Origin of the sequence: Planctomyces sp. SH-PL62, from assembly GCF_001610895.1 — a bacterium.
In the GTDB taxonomy this organism is placed as follows: domain Bacteria; phylum Planctomycetota; class Planctomycetia; order Isosphaerales; family Isosphaeraceae; genus Paludisphaera.
In genome coordinates this window covers 991,170-1,009,898 of the sequence record NZ_CP011273.1, presented here as the reverse complement: position 1 = coordinate 1,009,898, position 18,729 = coordinate 991,170, and the positions used below count along the sequence as shown (strand labels likewise).

Below are 18,729 nucleotides of genomic sequence, written 5' to 3'. Positions count from 1 at the left end.
TTTCGATCGCGTCGGCCGCTCGCTTACCATGGGTCCTCCTCTCAACCACCAGGAGAACCCCATGCGAACCTCTTCCGTCGCCTCGGCCCTCATCCTGGCCGCCTTCGCCTCCGGGGCTTCCGGGGCGGACTTCCCTCGCTTCGAGATCCAGGAGATCGACCCCCATGTCGGCGAGGTCTGCTACGCCGTGACCGTCGCCGACATCGACGGCGACGGCAAGCCCGACGTCGTGGCCGCATCGGAAGACGCCGTGGTCTGGTATCAGAATCCCTCCTGGACGAAGCACGAGGTGATCCGAGGCCGGACGAAGCGCGACAACGTCTGCATCCAGGCCCACGACGTCGACGGCGACGGCCGCATCGACCTGACCCTGGGCGCGGGTTGGAAACCCTCCGACACCGCCCACGCCGGAACGCTCCAGTGGCTCGGCCGCGACGACGCGGGGGACTGGCAGGTCCACCCGATCGAGTGCGACGAGCCCACGATTCACCGCATCCGCTGGGGCGACGTGCAGGGGACCGGCAAGGAGCAACTCGTCGTCGTCCCGCTCCAGGGTCGCGGCGCCAAGGGGCCCAACTTCGGCGCGGGGGCCGGCGTGAACGTGGTCGTCTACGACGTGCCCGGCGATCCGACCTTCCCCCACTGGCGTTCCGAGATCGCCGACCATTCGCTCCACACCACTCACAACGCCCAGATCGTCGACGTCCTCGGCGCGGGCCGCAACCAGATCGTCGTCGCCGCCTGGGAGGGGGTGTTCGCCCTGGACCGCCGGGGCAAGAACGAATGGACTCGCATCAAGCTCGGCGCGGGTGACGAGGCCGGTGCCCCGTTCAAGGGGGCTAGCGAGGTCAAGGTGGGCCGCCTCGCCGACGGCTCCCGGTACATCGCCACGATCGAGCCCTGGCACGGGAATCAGGTCGTCGTCTATACGCCGCCCCGCTCGGGCGAGCCCCTTTGGCGCCGGCAGGTCATCGCGACCCCGATCGCCTGGGGCCACGCCGTCTGGTGCGCGGACCTCGACGGCGACCTCGACGACGAGATCGTCATCGGCCAGCGCGACCCGAACGCCGAAGGCGCGGAGGCGCCCCGAGGGCCCGGCGTGTTCGTCTTCGCCCCGAAGCCGGGGGACGACGGCCCGGTCTTCGAGCGACACGCCGTCGACGACGGCGGCATGGCCTGCGAGGACGCCCTCGCCGCCGACCTCGACGGCGACGGCCGCATCGACCTGATCGCTGGCGGACGCGCGACGCACAACGTCCGCATCTACTGGAACCGACCGCGATGAGGATTGCGTGAAGCCCTTCCGGGACCGTTGGCAACCCCGGCCCGATCTGGGAGACTCGACGGTCCCGAAGGAATTCCCCGACCCGTTTCGCGAGGTGAGCCCTGATGGCCTGGACGTCGAGCCTGCTGATGTTGTTGACGATCGGAACCCTGGGCCCGGAGGCGTCGAACGTGGAGTTCGTCTCGCACCGCGGCGAATCGGCCGACGCACCTGAGAACACCCTGGCCGCCTTCAATCTCGCCTGGGATCGCAAGGTCGAGGCCGTCGAGTTGGACGTCCACCTCTCGCGCGACGGCGTCCTCGTCGTCACCCACGACGCCGACGCGAAGCGCACCACCGGGGTCGAGAAGAAGATCAAGGAGACCGACTGGGCCGACCTCAAGGACCTCGACGCCGGTCGCTGGAAGGACGCGAAGTGGGCCGGCGAGACGATGCCGACCCTCGAAGAATCGCTGGCGACGATCCCCGACGGCGCCCGCATCTTCATCGAGCTGAAGACCGGCCCCGAGATCGTCGCGCCGCTCGTCGAGGCCGTCCACAAGTCCGGCAAGAAGCCCGAGCAGATGGCGATCATCAGCTTCCACGCCGAGACCGTCGCCGAGTCCAAGAAGCGGCTCCCCGAGCTGAAGGCGTACTTCCTCTCCGGCTTCAAGACCGACCGCGAGACCAAGGCCGTCACCCCGACCGTCGACGAGTTGATCGCCAAGGCCAAGGAGCTGAACGCCGACGGCCTGGACCTCGCCTATACCGGCCCCATCGACCGCGCCTTCGTCGACCGCGTCAAGTCGGCGGGCCTGGCCTTCTACGTCTGGACCGTCGACGACCCCGACGTCGCCCGCCGCCTCATCGCCGCCGGCGTCGACGGCATCACCACCAACAAGGCCGAGTGGCTCAAGCGACAACTCGCCGCCGAGTGAGCCCCAGCCCATCAAGCCCTTCCCCCCTCGCGGGGGAAGGTGGCCGAAGGGCCGGATGAGGGCGGGACGAGCACCGAGACCGTCGGCGTCATGGTCGGCCGGACTGCAAATCCCGACGGCCGACTCGCTCGTCTTCCTCCTCATCTGACCGCGAAGTGGTCTGTCTTCCCCCGCGAGGGGGGGAAGACCGTTCGTTGATGCGAACGCGGCGGGCTTCGAGGCCCACGCCGGACTGGGCATGCGACGGCTGTCGCCCCCTCATCCGGCCCTGCGGACCACCTCCTCCCACCAGTGGTGAGGAGTGAAGGCGACGGCCTCGGTCCGAGATCGCTCTTCTCGCATTCTGGAAAAATCGGGACCGATCGCGCCGCGTCCGTGCATTATCCTCGGAATCTGGGATTCGGGGAGGGCTGCGGAATGACGAGGGCGCGGGACGGGGTGGGCCGACGGCTCCAGAGCTTGCTGGAGGCGGGGACGGTCGGCGACCTGTCGGACGGTCGGTTGCTGGAACGCTTTCTGACTCGGGACCGCGAGCTGGCCGAGGCCGCCTTCGCGAGCCTGATGGAGCGCCACGGGCCGATGGTCTGGCGCGTCTGCCGGTCGATCCTGGCCGACCCGAACGACGCGGACGACGCGTACCAGGCGACCTTCCTGGTCATGGTGCGACGGTCGCGATCGCTCCGGGTCCGCGATTCGCTCGGGCCCTGGCTGCATCAGGTCGCTCGACGGACGGCCCTGCGCGCCCGCAAGCGGGCGTCCCAGCGTCGACTCCGCGAGCGCGCGGCCGTCGGCGATCGCTCCCCGCTCGTCGAGGAGAAGCCCTCGGACGACCTGGCGGTGATCCACGAGGAGATCGACCGGCTCCCCGGGCGTTATCGCGCGGCCGTCGTCGTCTGCCTGCTCGAAGGCCTGCCCGACGAACAGGCCGCGATCCGCCTCGGCTGCCCGCCGGGGACCGTCCACAGCCGCCTGGCGCGGGGTCGGGAACGCCTCCGACGCAGCCTCGCGCGGCGAGGGGTCGCGCCAGGCCTGATCCTCGCCGGGCCCCGGATCGCCACGGAGGCGGCCTCGTCGGTCGTCCCCCCTCATCTGGTCGAGGCGACGCTCCTCGCCGCCTCGCGAATCGCCGCCGGCGGGCTCCGCTCCGCCCCCCCGCCGGCCTTCGTCGCCGCCCTCCTGGAAGGAGTCTCCCGCATGTTCTGGCTCGCCCATGCGAGAATCGGCCTCGCCGCGCTCATGCTCGGCGGCGCGGTCGTCGCGACCACACTCGGACCGCAAGAGGGGGGACGGCCCGCCCCCGAAGAGGCGATCAGGCCGGAGCCCCCGGTCTCCGCGGCCCCCCGGTCGCGGTCCCCCCGGCCCAGGAATCGTCCGCGAGGTCCCATCCCGCCTGGAGCACCGTGAAAGTTCGCGTGACGAGCGACGGCGCGGGCGGCCCTGGAATGAACCTCGGCACGATCATCTCCAGCGCCAGCGAGGAGACGCTGATCCTCACCTGCCCCCACAACCTCGGTCCCGACGGGGAACCGCGCAAGATCACCGTGATTTATCCCGATCCCACCGGCGCAGACCTGTCGCAGGACCGGCCCTCTCGCGACCTGGATGTCGCGGTCAGTGGCGAGCTGGTCGCCCGCGACGACGATCGCGACCTGGCCGTGCTCCGCATCAAGCCCGGTCGTCCTCTCCCCGGCGTCCGGCTCGCCCCGCCGGGACGACGGCTGCAGGAAGGTCAGGAACTGCTCCGGACCGAACGCACCGAGGATGAGACGACCACGCTGAGATACACGACGGTCATTCAGTCGAACGCCACCCTCCTCAACTCGGGAAAGAAAGACTACCTCGCCACCTGCTGCCTGGGCCTGCCGATGCCGGGCGACTCGGGCTCCCCGCTCCTCCTCCGGTCGGACGATCCCGGCCGACCTTCCTGGGAACTCGTCGGGGTCTTCAATGCTTCGGTGCCGCAGGAGAGCAAGGGCTACTACGCGTCCCCGGAAGCGATCCACGCCTTCCTCGACGCGAACGGCCTGACCGCGCTGATTCCGGGCGCCGCACCCGGCCCCGATCACGTGCCGGCCGTCGCGGCCCCAATCGTCGCGGCCCCCGCCGTCGAGAGCCCGCCGACGCCCGCCCCCGCTCCGCCCGAGAAGTCAGCCTCGGCCCCCGCCCCACTGCCGAACGAGCCGGCCTCACCCCTCGTTCACATCGGCGTCGAGGGAACGCCGGCCGCCGAGGGGTTCGGCGTCATCGTCCGGAGCACGGCCGACGAGTCGATCGTCCTGACCGCGGGGAGCCTCTTCGACACCGAGGAAGGAGCGCCGCGCGTGGAGCCGAAGGCATTCTCCCGCAAGGTCTCCGTAACCCTCGCGGCGAGTCCGAACGCGGTTTACACCGTGCCCGCTCCGGCGGAGTTCACGCTCCCCGGCGAGGTCGTCGACTACGATCTCGCGCGGAACGTCGGCCTCATCCGCATCCGTCCCGGTCGACTCCTGCCCGCCGCCACGGTCGTCCCCCGGGGGTGGCCGGTCATCAAAGGCCGGAGCCTCACCGTCTACAAGCTGGGCGACGACGGCCACATCGCGGCGAAGGACGTGCGGATCGTCGACCCCGACGTGCGCGGGGAGGTCGACGGCGTGATCTACGCGGCGATCGAGTGCGAGCGAAGTCCGAAACGGGACGAACTGGGTATGCCCCTCGAACTCGGCCTCGTGGTGGAAGGCGAGCCGCGATTCATGATCATCGGAGTCTGCAACTACTCCGAATCGTCGGGTCCGGGGAAGGGCACCGGCCTTTACGCCTCTCCCGAGATGATTCATCACATCCTGGAAACCAACGGCTACGCCACCACCGGACCCGAGCCCAAAACCCCGGAACCGCTCGCTCCCGCCAGGCCGTTCCGGCGGCTTCCGAAGCCCGATGCGGCCCCCACCACGCCCAGGCCTGACACGGCCGTGGGAGAGGCCCCGCGTCTGGATCGGGTCGAGCGCCGGGTCGACGACATGGGCCGCAAACTCGATCGGATCCTGGAGGCGCTGGAGAAGCCGCGAACGCCCCCACGTTGAGGGGACTCGCGACGGATTCTCGAGGGCGCGGCGTCCCCGATCGGCGTTCGTCGCGCATGGTCTCCCTGGGGGATTCCGCGCGCGGAGGCACCCCGAAGCCGCCCAGGGGAGCGCGGCGAGAGGCTGTCGGACGAGTCGAAAATGGCCGAACGAACCCAATTTCCGAAGCCGAAATCTCGACTCAAGCCTAAACCTTCAAAGGCTTTGAAGCCGATGGGTCCGTTCGCGGGGCGGGGCGAACGAACCCGATCGTCGGTCGGTCGGGGCCGACGATCGGGAGTCGGGGGCTTCGGCGGCGGCTCAGTGCTTGTGGTGGAAGCCGCGACGGCGCTGGGCGCTGTAGCGCTGGAGGGAGTCCTCGATGATGGGGCGGGCGGTGTCGGCGGACTGCATCTCGTCGACCTCGACGGACTTGCCTTCGAGGTACTTGTAGTCCTGGAAGAACCGTCGGAGCATCATCAGGCGGTGGGGGGGGAGTTCGGCGGCCTCGTGGAAGCTGTTGAACTCCGGGTCGCCGACGGCGACGGCCAGGATCTTGTGGTCCTTCTTGCCGCCGTCGACCATCGTCATCAGGCCGATCGCGCGGGCCGTGACCAGGGTCATCGGCGCGACGGCCTCCTGGCAGAGCACCAGGACGTCGAGCGGGTCGTCGTCCTCGGCGTAGGTCTGGGGGATGAACCCGTAGTTGGCCGGGTAGTAGACCGCCGAATACAGGACGCGGTCGAGCCGGAGCATGCCGGTCTGCTTATCCAGCTCGTACTTGACGCTCGATCCCATCGGGATCTCGATCAGGGCGTTGAACTCCAGGGGGAGGTGTTCGCCGGGGGTGACGTCGTGCCAGGGATGCATCATGGGACGGATCCAGATCCGGTTGGGAGGAAGGACGCGGCGCCCCGAAAGGGGGCGCGGGCGTCTCGCGACCGAGTTGATGTCGAGGCCGGAGCGGCGTCCGACGCCGCCGGCGCCGGCTCGTCAATGACGTTGTTCGTCGAGGGCCTCGGCCTGGTGTCGGGGGGCGAAGGCGTCGTCCTCGGGGAGATAGCCGAGGACCTCGGCGGCGACGGTGAGGTCCCAGAGCCCCCCACCGTTGCGGGAGACGCCGTTGACGACCAGAACCAGGCGGTCCTCGATCTCGGCCTCGACGGCGGCGTCGAAGAGGCGGACGAGGTCGCCGTTGGAGAGCCAGGCCTTCTTCTCCCAGTCGTCCGGGAGGGTCTCGGGGCGGTTCGGGCCGGGCTGCACCGCGCCGAGCCGCAGCGAGATGAACGTGAGGTCGAACGCGTGCGCCAGGCTCTCGCCGAACCGCTCGCCGGCGTACTTCAGGATCCCGTAGGCGCCCGAGGGGCTCGGCGGCGTCTCGGCCGAGATCAGCTCCGGCAGGTTCTCGCGGAGGCCCGACATGACCTGCACCGAGCTGGCGAAGACGACCCGCTCCACCCCGGCCAGGGCCGCGGCGTTGAGCACGTTCGCCAGGGCGTCCAGGTTGGGCTTCACGAGGTCGGCCAGGGGGGCCGACTCGTCCGGGCTGCCGGCCAGGTGGACGACGGTGTCGACGCCGTGGAAGTGGGTGATCCACTCCTCGTCGAAGACGCTCAGGTCGACGTTGAAGACCTCGGGATCGTCCTCGCCGGGGTTGCCGTCGACGAGGATCAGGTCGTAGACGTCCTCCCAGGCCGTGCGGAGCTTGCGGCCGATGTTGCCGCAGGCGCCGGTGATCAGCACGGTCCGGGGCTCGTCGTCGACGTCGAAATCGTCGAGATCCTCGTCCGGGTCGAACCCTTCCTCGTCCTCCACGAAGGGCTCGTCCTGGCCGAGGATCGGCAGGCCGCCCAGGGGAGGCGGCATGAAGCGCGAGCCCTCGGCCTGGACTTCGGGTTCGTCTCCACCCGTCGGTTCTTGGGTCGGGTCGGGCTGCATGTTCCGGATCCTCTCTCGGCTCGGAGAATGGGCTCGCGCGTACCGCGGCGCGTCGCCGCTCCGGGACGAAAACCCCAATCTACCACAATCCCCCCGCGCCCGCACCCGGCGCGCGGGGAATCGAAAGGGATCGCGGCCGGTCGAGCCGGGCGCGGCAGCGTGGCGGGCGACGGGCGTGGTCAGTGGGCGGGCACGGCATACACGCCCATCGTGGGATCGCGTTTGCGATCGGGGTCCGGGTAGCTCCGCTCCAGCGTCAGCCGGCCGTCCTTGAACGAGTACTCCTCGATCAACTTGTCGCGTACAAGCATCAACTCGTAGAATTCGTTCCGGGCGGCGGGCTTGACGTGGACGAGAGCCCACCAGCCGCCGGGGATCGGCCGGATTTGACGGATCCACAGCCCCCAACCGCAACGGACCAGAGGGATCGATGGTTCATACTCGGTGGGGAACGTCCCCAGCTTCGGGATCGGGACCGTCACCAGGTTTTTGGGGAATGTGGCGGCGCGATCCGGGTTCTCCGGACGCTCGGCCTTGATCGTCCGCTGGGCCTCCTCGGCCAACTCCTTCACTTCGGGAGTAATCGCCTTGAGGTCGTCGACATGGAAGCCCAGGAGGACGTCGACATGGAACTGATCCTCGTCGTAGGGCTCGATCGTGAACCCATTATCATAGAACGGGCTTCCTTTCGGTCCTCGCCGAATGAACTTCACCCCCGGCTCTTGATAGAGCCGCACGCGTTCCTCGCGGGTGAGGTATGATCGGTCCATCGGCAAGATGTACTCGTTCGGGTTGAGTGGACCCACGGGGACGAGAGGCCCGGTCGCTTCATCCCGCGGACGCGGCGGCTCCTCCGCGTCCGACGGACGACGCGACGGATCCTCGCGCGGGACCTTGCCCTTGGGAGCCGCGCCGTCCTTGTCCCATCCCCACCCGGCGAAACCGATCGAGGCGGAGGCGACCGCGACGACGGTGGCCGACTTCAACGTCCAAGGCATCGCACGTCCTCCTTCAATCTCTCTGAAGTTCCCAATGGAACGCCGAGGTCTTGACCATCTTCCAGGAAAGCGTGTCGAGAGGGACATCGAAATCCACCGGAGTCGCGTTCCCTCCAACCAAAGCCGTGAGCTTCCATTTATATCTTAGCTCTTGTCCGTAGGTGACGAACGTACCGCCGATGGGGATCGTGTTCCAGTCCACCCCCACCCCGCCGAGATGGGTGTAGCCGGCGGCGACCTGATCGAACAGGACACCGTTCGACAAGCGGAACGACGTGGTCGGGTCATTTGGGGGAAACCAATCAGGATTGAACTCCTGGATTCCACCGTTGGCATCGATGAAGAATGGAATCCGTTCCTGGATCATCCCGGTGGCGTAGACTCCGATCTTCCCGGTCGAGGAGGTCACGTCGCTCATCACCTCAGTCGACGAACCGAGAAAAATCGGCGTATCGAAACCAGCGAAGGGGGTCGCCGTGGTCGGGGGTAAGACGGTGGCCGTTGCCGTTTTGGTCGTCGGCGGCGGGGGCGGAGCCGAGGGATTGGTTGAGGTGTAGGTCGTGACGGCTTTGATCTCGTATATGCCGGGGACAGGGAGGTAGACCGTCGCGGATGTGTTCGTCTTCATGGGAGGGGTCGAACTGAGCGACGTGTATCCCCCGTAGCTAATGGTATAGGTCCATGTCGTGCTGGCGATCATGAACCCGCCGAAGTTGTCGACTGACAGGGTGGCTGACAGCCCTTGGCCGAGCGTGGGGGTCGCGGACGACAGGGTGATCCCAGACACCCACTGCATCGGCTGGACGCCGAAGTCCCGCTCGACCGGGGGGATCGGCCCCATGAAGTCGGCTGGGTACTCGATCAGGGAGGCCGCCGTAGAAAGCTGGATTCGCGATTCCAGGCGTTCGCATCCGAAACCGACAGCGCGTCGCCTACGTCGATCCATGGACATGGTGTTGCTCCGGGGAGAGGGCGGAACGACAATTCCGACTGGGGGTGCGTCACTCGGAACTCAACTTGTTCAATTCGTCTCGTCCTGGATAGTAAGCATGTCATCGCCCATGATACCAGGCTGCGACCCCTGAATTATTTTTTAACATGGCTTCCTCCCGTGCGGCCTTCGCACTGCCTGCCAGTTGATCACATTCCGCATCAAAGCGACTCGCCCCCGATGTTCATGGTATGATGGCCCCTACCCCGGCGAACGCGCCGGTCGCAGGCGGAAGGGGGGGGCCGGCGTGGAGAGATTCCGCGCGGTCGGGGCCCAATAACGGCGGGCGACGAACGAAAGCCTGTCGAGGAGGTATCCTGATCATGTCATACGGCGGAACGAGCGATCCTACGGGTGTACAGGTGACGTTCTTGGACCAGACCGGGGCCAAGTCGGTCAAGGCGGTGATCGCGTTCACCGTGCCCGTCAGCCGGATCATCCCGAACATCATCACCAAGATGAACCTGCCGGCCACGAGCCCCGACGGCCAGCCGATGAGCTACGCCCTCGACCACAAGGAAGGGGGGCGGCGACTGCTGGAGAACTGGAACCTCGTCGACGCCGGGATCCGAGACGGCGACCATCTCATCGTCTATCCCGAGGTCGTCGCCGGCTGAGCCGGGCCGGGGCGAGGCGAGGGGGCGGAAGTCTCGACGGGACGGGTGGGAAGGAAGCGGGACGAGACGGATCCACGACCATGCATGACTCGCCAAGACTCCGGCGGCTCCGCAACGACCTGGCGGCCCTCGAGCGCCTCCGCGCCGAGAGCACCGTGTTCGACTTCCGAACCCAGGGGGAACCGCCGCACCACTACCGGATCAACTTCCGGGGCAAGGGCCTCCAGCGCGAGCACGGCAAGGTGAAGGTGGTGGCGGCGCACCAGATCGAGATCAAGCTCGGCTCGTCCTACCCCCGGTCGATGCCCGAAATCCGCTGGCTGACCCCCGTCTACCATCCCAACATCTCCGAAATCGGCATGGTCTGCCTGGGGGGCTACGGGACGCACTGGGTCCCCAGCGTCCAGCTCGACGAGCTCTGCACGATGCTCTGGGACATGGCCCGCTACCACAACTACGACGTCCGGAGCCCCTACAACCGGGACGCCGCCCTCTGGGCCGGCAACCAGACCTCGGTCCCTTTCCCCACCGATCCGCGCCCGCTCCGCGACATCCGCGAGGCCCGGGGCCGGATCGAGATGGTCGCGGCCGAGATCGCGGCGACGACCGCGCCGAGGACCGACGCCGGATCGAGCCCGAGGGGCTTCCTGAGCGGGGCGGGCGGAGCGGCGACCGATCGCGTGCGCCGGTTCCTGGACTGGCGGAATCGGCCGATCGAGGACGCCCCTCGCCCCTCGCCGACATTGGCCGCCGCCGCCGAGGAAGGCGTCGTGATCCTGGATGCGAACGTCGACGCCCCTCGCGCCGTCGAGCCGCCGCCCGCCCCTCGCCACGAGGGCGACATCCTCTTCATCGAATGAGAATGAGAGCGCGCCGCGCCGGCCCGGCCGGGACGAGGCGGGAGACCCCATGACCACGCAGCCGCCCCCCACGACCGACGAGCCCCCCCTGCGCATCGACGACGAGGATCGCTACGGCCGGCTCCGCCTCATCTCCTGGTGGAAGCAGGAGCGGCTGGCCGCGGCGAAGGTCCTCGTGGTCGGCGCGGGGGCGCTGGGGAACGAGGTGCTGAAGAACCTCGCGCTCGTCGGCCTGGGGACCACCTACGTCATCGACCTCGACGTCGTCGAGCCCTCGAACCTCTCGCGGTCGGTCCTCTTCCGGGCCGAGGACGGCGGCCGATCCAAGGCGGCCGTCGCCGCCCGACGCGCGACCGAGCTGAACCCCGACGTCGCCTTCATCCCGATCCACGGCGACGTAATCACCGACGTCGGCCTGGGCCTCTTCGCCCACGTCGACCTGGTCATCGGCTGCCTGGACAACCGCGAGGCCCGGCTCTGGGTCAACCGCCAGTGCTGGAAGATGGGCGTCCCCTGGATCGACGCCGGCATCCAGGAGATCCAGGGGGTCGTCAAGGTCTTCACCCCGCCGACCTCGGCCTGCTACGAATGCACGATGACCGAGCGCGACTACCAGCTTTTGAACCTGCGGTACAGCTGCCCGCTCCTGAAGCGCGACGAGATCCTGGCCGGCAAGGTCCCCACCGCCCCGACGATCGCCTCGATGATGGCGGCGCTGCAGGTCCAGGAGGCGCTCAAGCTGGTGCACGGCATGGACGTCTCGGGGGGCTCCGCGATGGTCTTCAACGGGGTCGCCAACCAGTTCTACACGACGAAACTGCCGTTCCGCGAGGACTGCCTGAGCCACGAGACCTACCCCAGCCCGATCGCGATCGAGCTGGGCCGATCGGCGACCCTCCGGGAGTTGTTCGACGCGGCGGCCCGCGAGGGCCTGGCGGGGCCGATGTCGCTCGGGCTCGACCGCGAGCTGGTCGAGGCCGTGGAATGCCCGCGCTGCGGCGGTCGTCGGGAGATCATGCGGCCGAGGACTCGGGTCCGCCAGTCCGAGGCCGTCTGCCCGGAATGCCGCGAGGACGCGCGGCCGGTCGTCCTCAGCGCGATCGCCGAGGGCTCGCCCCTGGCGTCGCGAACGCTCGCCGAACTCGGCATCCCCCCCTTCGACGTGGTCCGGGTCGACGGCGACGGCGAGTCGCGGTTCTTCCTGCTGGACGGCGACCGCGACCGCCTCGCGACCGGCGGGGGGGGCGACTCTTGAGCGGCGACGACATGGTCTTCGGCGAGATCCGGTTCCGCGAGCCGGCGAAGAAGAAGCGGCCCGACCGGGACGCCCGGTTCGCCTGCGTCGCCTGCCAGTGCCCCTCCCCCGACGACCTGCCGATCTTCCTGGACCTCGGCCCGGCCGATCTGATCGAGCGGCACGCGCTCTCCGACACCTCGGTCGAACTGGGGGGCGTCCTGCTGGGGAAGGAATGCGTCGACCCGGCGACCGGCCGCCCCTTCGTCTGGATCACCCAGGCGCTCCCGGCCAAGCACTACGCCAACACCCAGGCCAGCTTCACCTACACCCACGACTCCTGGGAGGAGATCACGCGCGAGCGGGACCGCCTCCACCCCGACCTGGACGTCGTCGGCTGGTATCACACGCATCCGAATTTCGGGATCTTCCTGTCGCATCACGACCTGTTCATCCACCAGAACTTCTTCTCCCAGCCGTTGCAGACGGCCTACGTCGTCGACCCGATCCAGGGGACGCGCGGGTTCTTCCAGTGGTCGGACGGCAAGATGGTCCAGGTCGGCGGCTTCCACCTCTGCGCAGAGCGTTCCGGCCGGGTGGCGCTCTCCCGGTTGGTCGACCAGCTGGAGAACCTTCCGGGATCGCCCGACGGCGGCGTCGGCGCGTCCCTTTCCCCTCGCCTCGAGGCGGAGCTGATCAAGATGCTGAACCGACCCGCCCCGCCCCTCGAAGGCCCCGGCGACCGCCTGGCGCTGGCCGCGCTCCTGGGGTTCCTCGGGACCTTGCTGCTCGTCCTGACGGCCGCGGCCGGCTACTGGCTGGTCCGGGTCGACGCCCGGCTCGCGGAGCAGGCCGAGGCGATCGCCTCACTGGGCCGGGAGGTCGACGAGTCGGCGGCCGGGCGCAAGGTCGCGGTCGACATGCTGCTGGAGAAGGTCGGCGGCGAGACGCCCGAGCTGTTCGTCGAGCGTTACGAGAAGCTCGCCCGGACCCGCGACGAGGCCCGCCGGCAGCTCGCCGCCCAGGCGTCGGTCAACGAGGCCCTCGGGGTGCGCGTGAAGGACCTGGCGACCCTCTCCGGCTCGCTCCAGTCCGAGCTGGAAGCCGCGAGGAAGTCGCTGACGACTTACGAGGCCGACGCCAAGGAGGCGCCCAGGCTCCGCGAGCGGGTGGCCGTGCTGGAGCAGGCCGCCGACGAGCACCTCCGAGAGATCCGGGAGCAGCGGGCGATCCTCGCCACCGCGGACGGCAAGAAGGCGGCCGAGACGCACGACGTGCTGGCCCGCTACCGGCTGCTGTCCTACGCCGGGGCCCTGTCGAGCCTGCTCCTGGCCCTCACGGCCGTCTTCTTCTACTACCGGGGGCTGTCGGAGCCGTCGCCGCTCTCCCACGAGGCGGATTCGCGCCGGAACTCCTGAGAGAGCCCGGCCGATCCGGGCGCCGTCCTCGGCCTTACGAGGCGAGGGCGGCCTCGGCGTCGCGGACGAGGGCGTCGAGCGTCGGGTCGGGCGCGCCGCCCCGCTCGTCGCGCCATCGGGAGGCCTCGACGAGCCATCGGGCGGCCTCGTCCCGCCTCCCCATCCGCGCCTCGCCCAGCGCCAGCACGGCCATGTCGTAGCCGTTCCAGGAGGCGTCGAGCTCCATCGAGCGTCGCGCCGCGGCGAGGGCCCCGGCCTCGTCGCCGGCGCGGCAGAGGGCCAACGCCAGCGTATTCCAGTAGGTCGGCTCCTCGGGGGCGATCGCGACGGCCTCGCGGGCGAGTTCGGCCGCCGCGGCCCGATCGTTGGGACCGGGGTCCGGTCGAGTGGCCAGCAACCAGCCCAGGTCGTTCAGGCAATCGAGCCGCATCCGCGCCGCGACGCCGTCGGAAGGGTCGACGTCGAGCCGGCCGACGAGGAGTTCGAGAGCGTGGCGACGGGCCGCCGCCGCCTCGTCGCACGCCCCCGCGATCCGAGAAGTCCTCGCCATCGCGATGTAGCGCTCGGCCAGGCGGACCTCGACCGAGGCCTCGGCGGGCTCGCCCGGACGGTCGTCCTCGGAGGACGCGATGTGCTCTCGATCGTCGACGAGGGCTCGCGCCCCCGCCGCCAGCCGCGACGCCAGGCCCCCGGCCGCAACGGCGTACACCGCATTCGGGAACGCGTTCAGCAGGCAGTCGATCGAGTAGAGCCCGAGGAAGCAGGAGACCACCGCCATCTCCCCCACGTCGGGCTCGGTCCAACGTCGGGCCGGATATCGCTTCACGAACAGGATCGCCGGCCCCAGCAAAAGGCTCACAAACGAAAACAGCCCCACACACCCGGAAGAGCCCAGCAAGATGACCCAGAGGCCGTCGGTGATCGTGAGGTCCTTGCCGGACTCGGTGTAGACCCGCGACCGACCCCATCCGCCCCATCCGAAGACGGGCTGCTGGACCGCCCTGGCGATGAGCAGGTCCTCGTTCTGGAATCGGAACTCCAGCGACTGCGCACGCTTGGGGTCGAAATTCTTGGCCAGGAACGTGATCAACCCCTGGTAGTCCCAGCTGTCCGAGACCCGGACCCCGATATAGAGGAAGGTCGTCGCGATCAGCAAGATCATCGGCAAGCGTCTGCCGAGCCTGCTGGAGAGCCAGAGCACCAGGACGCCCACCCCCAGCAACAAGATCGCGCCGCTGGCCCGGCAGAGGATCGTCGTGACGACCAGGGCGGGGAGCACCACGGCCCCGAACGGGAGGCCGAACAGGCGCCTCAGCGAGCCGCACCTCCAGAGCCAGATGCCGGTGAGGCTGGCGAAACTCATCCACAGCCCGAGTTCCAGCCCTTTATAGAGGAAAACCCGCGGTCGGTAGCCTCCCAGGCGGACGTCGTCCCAGAAGGTCAGACTGTAGACCTTCGAGGCCAGGATGGGGCCGATCACCATCTCGAGACAGCACAGAGGGATGTAGATGACGGCCCCCACCACCATCGCCACCAGGAGCGCGCGAAAGTCGGCGGCGGAATCCAGGTGCAGGCGACCCAGGAGATAGGGGATGCCCCAGGTGACCACCGTGCCGAACGCCGACGACAGTCCGTCATACGGCCCCAGACCGTTCGCGACCGATGCCAGGAACCCCGCGCTGCAATAAAGAAGAGCGCCCAGGTCCACGATCGACCATCGCAGCCGCTGGAACCGCTCCGGCGTGAAGATCAGGCTGGCGAGCAGGCCGCCGTAGCTCACCGCCCCGGTCTTGGTGTAATCCGGCAGGCCGCCCAGCTTGATCCCGGAGGCCGGGAGAAAGAGCCAGGCGCCCAGGAGCATCGTCACCACGGCCACCCGACGGGGGAGGATGGTGAACAGGATCAGGGAGACCGGGATCCAGCCGATGAGGGCGATGGGCACCAGGATAGCCACGGGCGATCGATCCTACTTCCAGCGTGGAGGGCATTCGCCGCATGAATCGTCCCGACGGACTCCCGCGTCCGCGGCGCTCCCGCTCCAGGCGGAGGGGGACGACGTCGACGCCCGTCACTCAAGACTAGTTCGTGCCCGCCGCGTGGGAAAGCCCATTCGGCGGCCGAGATCGGACGACGGCTCTCCCAGGCCCGGGCCGTGACATGAGCGGCTGCGTTGCTTGGAAGAGGTACAAGTCTAGTTTAACGAGCGGGCGGCCGGGCGTGACTCCCAGGTCGGTCCGTTTCGTCGTCGCCGCCGGCGGCGCGAGATGGGATCCGCCTCCGTGCCGAGGCGTCCACCAGGTCTGACGACCGATCCCGCCGCCTCCATCTCCTCCTCCGCAACCGGGACGACCCGTCCGAACGCGCGCGGCGACCCGACCGGCCGACGCCGGCCCCGGCATTCCGGCACACGGTTCGCGAGCTTAAACCTTCATGCCGACGACGAGCCTCCCGCGCAACCGCTGCAATCGCCAAACTCGCCCCCTTCATAACAAGGCGGACTCCTTGGTCCGCATTGTAAAGTTGTTATGATGTTGTCGTTCGGCGGCCCTGCGCATGAAGCCGTGGTGGTTCACCGGGGCCCTGTCGAGCATCTTTCGAGGATACCTACGATGCGCTCCCGTGGCTTTTGGTCGCTCCTCCTGGCGGCGACTCTCTGGGCGATGGGCACCGGGCGCGACGCTTTGGCGTACGACGTCTGGGTCGAGACGGTGGATTGGGTGCCGACGTCGAGCGTGACGAGCGTTCCGTCCTACCTCGCCGCGTCCTACGTCGTGCCGACCTCCTACGTCGCGCCGACCGTCTATGCGACGGCCTACGCCACCGACAGCGTCGTGCTCGCGCCGACGAGCTACGTCGTCCCCAGCAGCTACGTCGTCCCCACGTACTACGAGACGCGATTCCGCCGCAGCCTCTTCGGCCGTCGCCTGATCCCGACCGGCCGGACCTACTATGCGACGAGCTACGCGGCCAACTACTTCCCGACCACCCTGTACTACCCGACCTCCTACGTCGTGCCGACCACGTTCTCCAGCGCGCCGATGGTCGTGGATCGCGGCGTCGTCGCGACCGCGTACATGCCGTCGACCGCCTGCTGCGGCGACGCCGTGGTCGAGCCGACGTCGATTCGCGTGATCGCCCCGGAACCGGCGGCCTCTCGCCCGGCGACCGAGCCGGCCCGCCGAGCCCCGAGCGCGCGGTTGGACGAGGATCTGGACGAGGCCCCGGCGCTGCCGTCGAACGTCGACCCGGTCGCCCGGCCCCGCACGACCCCGAGGACGGCCCCCGTCGAGTCGAAGCCCGCACCCGCCGCGGCCGAAACGGCGACCCCCCCGGCCCCGCAGTCGGTCGAGCGGCAGCAGTCGACGGCCCGCCCGGACGGCGAATCGAACGCCCCGGCCCCGATCCCGGCCCCGGCCCCCGCCGGTCCCGCCCCCAAGGGCGCCGCGGACGAGACGCCCCCGCCGTCGACCCCGGCCGACGACGGCCTGCTCCCCGCGCCCCAGGACAACCTGGGGTTCAACCGCCGCGAATCGCTCCGTCCGGTCTATGACCCGGCCCGCGCCGTCGATCCGGCCACCCGCAACGTCCTCTTCGGTCGGGTCCGCGAACGCGTCAGCAGCGAGCCCGAGGAGGGCGTCCGCGTCCTGCTCTCCAATCGCACCGGCGCGTTCGACGAACGGACCGCCATGACCGACGCCTTCGGCCGATTCGCCGTCCGCGTCCCCGACGGCGACTGGACCGTCAAGGTCTCGATGCCCAGCGGGCGCGTCTATGCCGTCAGCGAGATCACCGTCAGCAACGGCCTGATCATCGACGACCAGGGCCGGGACGTCCCCAGCCTGACCATCACCCGCTGAACCAACGGCGGGAGCGACGGCGGGTCGAGGTCCATCCTCGTCCCGCCGCCGCGATCCACGCCCACGACCGACGCCCGGGCCATCCAGGGCCCGGGCGTCGCCCCGGCTCCGAGGGAGGAGAGGAATCCGATGAGCGACGAACTCCAGTCTGAAGAGGTCCGCCTCTGCGAGGTCGCCAACGAGGTGGAGGCGACCCTGGTCGTCAACCTTCTCAAGGACGAGGGCATCCCGGCCCGAAGCGACGCCACGACGGCCGGCGGCGTCTTCGGAGGCCTGCCCTTCGAATCCGGCCACGGCGTCTACGTCACGGGGAACAACGCCCGGAGGGCCGTCGCAGTCCTCTCCAACTACCCCCACTTCAAAGACCTGAAGCACGTCCACGAACCGATCAGTGATTGATCGCCCCCCGTCGCTCGACCGTCCCCTGCGAGTCGGCCTGGTCGTCAGCTACTTCCACCCCTTCGCCAGCGGCGCCGAGCGACAGGCCCTGGCGCAGGGGGTCGAACTGGTGCGCCGGGGGTTCTCGGTCCGCGTCCTCACGCGGTCCGTCCCCGGCTATCCGATCGACGACGAGGAATACCGCGGCGTCCAGATCCACCGCTGGATCAAGACGTCCGACCGAGGCCCCCTCTTCGCCGTGTCGTTCGTCGCCGGGCTTGTCCGGGCACTCCGGCGGCTTCGCGGCGAACTCGACGTGGTCCACACCCACCAGGCCCTTTGGGAAGCGGTGTCGACCGGATTGGCGCGGCCCTCGCTGCGCGGCGTCCCGACGCTCGTCCAGCCCGCCAGTTCGGGCTACTACGGCGAGGCCCAGGAGTTGATGCGAACGCGCGGGGCCCCGCTCCTCCGCCGCGCGATCCTCCGCAACTCCCACTTCGCCGCGATCTCCGACGACATCGCCCGCGAGTGGCTCGCGCTCGGCGTCGCGCCCGACCGACTGACGCGAACCGCCAGCGGAGTCGACACCGAGGTCTTCCGCCCCGGCCCGAGCGCCGTCGAAGCCGAACTGCTCCCCCGCCCTCGCGCCGTCTTCACCGGACGGCTCCACCCGCAGAAGAATCTGCCGCTGCTCCTGAACGCCTGGGTCGAGGTCGCCCGCCGGAGCCCGGCCAACCTGATCCTCGTCGGCCCCGGGAGCGACCGCCAGGCCCTGACCGAGCTGGCCGAATCCCTGGGCGTGGCCGACCGCGTCCAGTTCGTCGGGCCCGTACCGAGCCCGGCCGAGCACCTCCGCGCCGCCGACCTTTTCGTCCTCCCCAGCGTGGCCGAGGGGATGAGCAACTCGCTCCTCGAAGCGATGGCCTCCGCCCTCCCCTGCGTCGTCTCCGGCGTCGGCGGCAACACCGATCTCGTCACCCCCGGCGCGACCGGCGTCCTCGTCCCCCAACCAACCCCCGAAGCCTGGTCCGCCGCCTTGCTTGGCCTCTTGCAGAATCCCCAAGACGCGCATCGACTGGGCCGCAACGCCCTCGCCCGCGTCGAGGCCGAGTTCTCGCTGCGGGCGGTGGTCGACCGATACGTCGACCTTTATCGGAATCTGATCGCAAGGAGTCCTCGGTGACGAGGGGCTCAATGG

Annotated in this window: 16 protein-coding genes; 11 read left to right on the top strand and 5 right to left on the bottom strand. The window is 69.2% G+C overall.

The annotated features are described in order from the left end of the window. The first annotated feature begins 61 nt into the window (after window positions 1-61). The 4 genes from VT85_RS03935 to VT85_RS03920 all read left to right on the top strand — a co-directional run bounded on the left by VT85_RS03935 (window position 62) and on the right by VT85_RS03920 (window position 5,261). On the top strand, window positions 62-1,285 hold the full coding sequence (locus tag VT85_RS03935) for an FG-GAP repeat domain-containing protein (protein ID WP_082858914.1): 1,224 nt from the start codon (window positions 62-64) through the stop codon (window positions 1,283-1,285). 104 nt (window positions 1,286-1,389) lie between these two features. After that, window positions 1,390-2,202, top strand: coding sequence for a glycerophosphodiester phosphodiesterase (locus tag VT85_RS03930; RefSeq protein ID WP_068410809.1), 813 nt, complete (start codon window positions 1,390-1,392; stop codon window positions 2,200-2,202). A 417-nt stretch (window positions 2,203-2,619) separates the two neighbouring features. Next, window positions 2,620-3,606: an RNA polymerase sigma factor gene (locus VT85_RS03925; protein ID WP_082858338.1), complete on the top strand. Its 987-nt coding sequence runs from the start codon at window positions 2,620-2,622 to the stop codon at window positions 3,604-3,606. After that, window positions 3,603-5,261, top strand: coding sequence for a serine protease (locus tag VT85_RS03920; protein ID WP_156512664.1), 1,659 nt, complete (start codon window positions 3,603-3,605; stop codon window positions 5,259-5,261). Before VT85_RS03925 ends, VT85_RS03920 begins: the two co-directional genes overlap by 4 nt. 300 nt (window positions 5,262-5,561) lie before the next feature. On the opposite strand, the gene VT85_RS03915 is transcribed toward VT85_RS03920, so the two are convergent. From VT85_RS03915 to VT85_RS03900, 4 genes are all read right to left on the bottom strand, one after another. Beyond that, window positions 5,562-6,113, bottom strand: coding sequence for an inorganic diphosphatase (locus VT85_RS03915; RefSeq protein ID WP_068410800.1), 552 nt, complete (start codon window positions 6,111-6,113; stop codon window positions 5,562-5,564). Window positions 6,114-6,233: 120 nt separating this feature from the next. Further along, window positions 6,234-7,178 (bottom strand): NAD-dependent epimerase/dehydratase family protein, encoded by a 945-nt coding sequence (locus VT85_RS03910; RefSeq protein WP_068410797.1) that lies wholly within the window; start codon window positions 7,176-7,178, stop codon window positions 6,234-6,236. 179 nt (window positions 7,179-7,357) lie between these two features. Continuing rightward, window positions 7,358-8,176: a hypothetical protein gene (locus VT85_RS03905; RefSeq protein ID WP_068410794.1), complete on the bottom strand. Its 819-nt coding sequence runs from the start codon at window positions 8,174-8,176 to the stop codon at window positions 7,358-7,360. A 13-nt stretch (window positions 8,177-8,189) separates the two neighbouring features. Then, a complete protein-coding gene (locus VT85_RS03900; protein ID WP_156512663.1) occupies window positions 8,190-9,128 on the bottom strand; it encodes a hypothetical protein in 939 nt (312 codons plus the stop codon). 401 nt (window positions 9,129-9,529) lie between these two features. Here VT85_RS03900 and VT85_RS03895 point away from each other — a divergent pair, with 401 nt between their 5' ends. The 4 genes from VT85_RS03895 (at window position 9,530) to VT85_RS03880 (ending at window position 13,296) form a co-directional block, all read left to right on the top strand. Continuing rightward, window positions 9,530-9,784, top strand: coding sequence for an EsaB/YukD family protein (locus VT85_RS03895; protein ID WP_197491077.1), 255 nt, complete (start codon window positions 9,530-9,532; stop codon window positions 9,782-9,784). 80 nt (window positions 9,785-9,864) lie between these two features. Continuing rightward, window positions 9,865-10,644 (top strand): ubiquitin-conjugating enzyme E2, encoded by a 780-nt coding sequence (locus VT85_RS03890; protein WP_082858337.1) that lies wholly within the window; start codon window positions 9,865-9,867, stop codon window positions 10,642-10,644. A 49-nt stretch (window positions 10,645-10,693) separates the two neighbouring features. Further along, complete coding sequence (locus VT85_RS03885) at window positions 10,694-11,899, top strand: ThiF family adenylyltransferase (protein ID WP_068410785.1); 1,206 nt, start codon at window positions 10,694-10,696, stop codon at window positions 11,897-11,899. After that, complete coding sequence (locus tag VT85_RS03880) at window positions 11,896-13,296, top strand: Mov34/MPN/PAD-1 family protein (RefSeq protein WP_156512662.1); 1,401 nt, start codon at window positions 11,896-11,898, stop codon at window positions 13,294-13,296. Before VT85_RS03885 ends, VT85_RS03880 begins: the two co-directional genes overlap by 4 nt. Window positions 13,297-13,330: 34 nt before the next feature. On the opposite strand, the gene VT85_RS03875 is transcribed toward VT85_RS03880, so the two are convergent. Then, window positions 13,331-15,250, bottom strand: a complete 1,920-nt coding sequence (locus tag VT85_RS03875) for a tetratricopeptide repeat protein (protein WP_156512661.1) — start codon at window positions 15,248-15,250, stop codon at window positions 13,331-13,333. 655 nt (window positions 15,251-15,905) lie between these two features. On the opposite strand from VT85_RS03875, the gene VT85_RS03870 reads away from it, so the two are divergent. From VT85_RS03870 to VT85_RS03860, 3 genes are all read left to right on the top strand, one after another. Continuing rightward, window positions 15,906-17,153 carry a carboxypeptidase-like regulatory domain-containing protein gene (locus VT85_RS03870; RefSeq protein ID WP_068410774.1) on the top strand — a complete coding sequence of 416 codons (1,248 nt, stop codon included), beginning with the start codon at window positions 15,906-15,908 and terminating at the stop codon, window positions 17,151-17,153. 129 nt (window positions 17,154-17,282) lie between these two features. Further along, window positions 17,283-17,552, top strand: coding sequence for a putative signal transducing protein (locus VT85_RS03865; RefSeq protein ID WP_068410770.1), 270 nt, complete (start codon window positions 17,283-17,285; stop codon window positions 17,550-17,552). Continuing rightward, the gene (locus tag VT85_RS03860; RefSeq protein WP_082858336.1) at window positions 17,545-18,714 is read left to right on the top strand and encodes a glycosyltransferase family 4 protein; all 1,170 of its coding nucleotides are present in this window, start codon (window positions 17,545-17,547) and stop codon (window positions 18,712-18,714) included. Before VT85_RS03865 ends, VT85_RS03860 begins: the two co-directional genes overlap by 8 nt. The last annotated feature ends 15 nt before the right edge of the window (window positions 18,715-18,729 follow it).

What these genes read in the sequence shown, in the direction of transcription:
- VT85_RS03900 (WP_156512663.1), bottom strand. Translation starts at nt 9,128, where the DNA reads ATGTCCATGGATCGACGTAGGCGACGCGCTGTCGGTTTCGGATGCGAA.
- VT85_RS03915 (WP_068410800.1), bottom strand. Translation starts at nt 6,113, where the DNA reads ATGATGCATCCCTGGCACGACGTCACCCCCGGCGAACACCTCCCCCTG.
- VT85_RS03925 (WP_082858338.1), top strand. Translation starts at nt 2,620, where the DNA reads ATGACGAGGGCGCGGGACGGGGTGGGCCGACGGCTCCAGAGCTTGCTG.
- VT85_RS03910 (WP_068410797.1), bottom strand. Translation starts at nt 7,178, where the DNA reads ATGCAGCCCGACCCGACCCAAGAACCGACGGGTGGAGACGAACCCGAA.
- VT85_RS03905 (WP_068410794.1), bottom strand. Translation starts at nt 8,176, where the DNA reads ATGCCTTGGACGTTGAAGTCGGCCACCGTCGTCGCGGTCGCCTCCGCC.
- VT85_RS03885 (WP_068410785.1), top strand. Translation starts at nt 10,694, where the DNA reads ATGACCACGCAGCCGCCCCCCACGACCGACGAGCCCCCCCTGCGCATC.
- VT85_RS03870 (WP_068410774.1), top strand. Translation starts at nt 15,906, where the DNA reads ATGCGCTCCCGTGGCTTTTGGTCGCTCCTCCTGGCGGCGACTCTCTGG.
- VT85_RS03890 (WP_082858337.1), top strand. Translation starts at nt 9,865, where the DNA reads ATGCATGACTCGCCAAGACTCCGGCGGCTCCGCAACGACCTGGCGGCC.
- VT85_RS03935 (WP_082858914.1), top strand. Translation starts at nt 62, where the DNA reads ATGCGAACCTCTTCCGTCGCCTCGGCCCTCATCCTGGCCGCCTTCGCC.
- VT85_RS03865 (WP_068410770.1), top strand. Translation starts at nt 17,283, where the DNA reads ATGAGCGACGAACTCCAGTCTGAAGAGGTCCGCCTCTGCGAGGTCGCC.
- VT85_RS03930 (WP_068410809.1), top strand. Translation starts at nt 1,390, where the DNA reads ATGGCCTGGACGTCGAGCCTGCTGATGTTGTTGACGATCGGAACCCTG.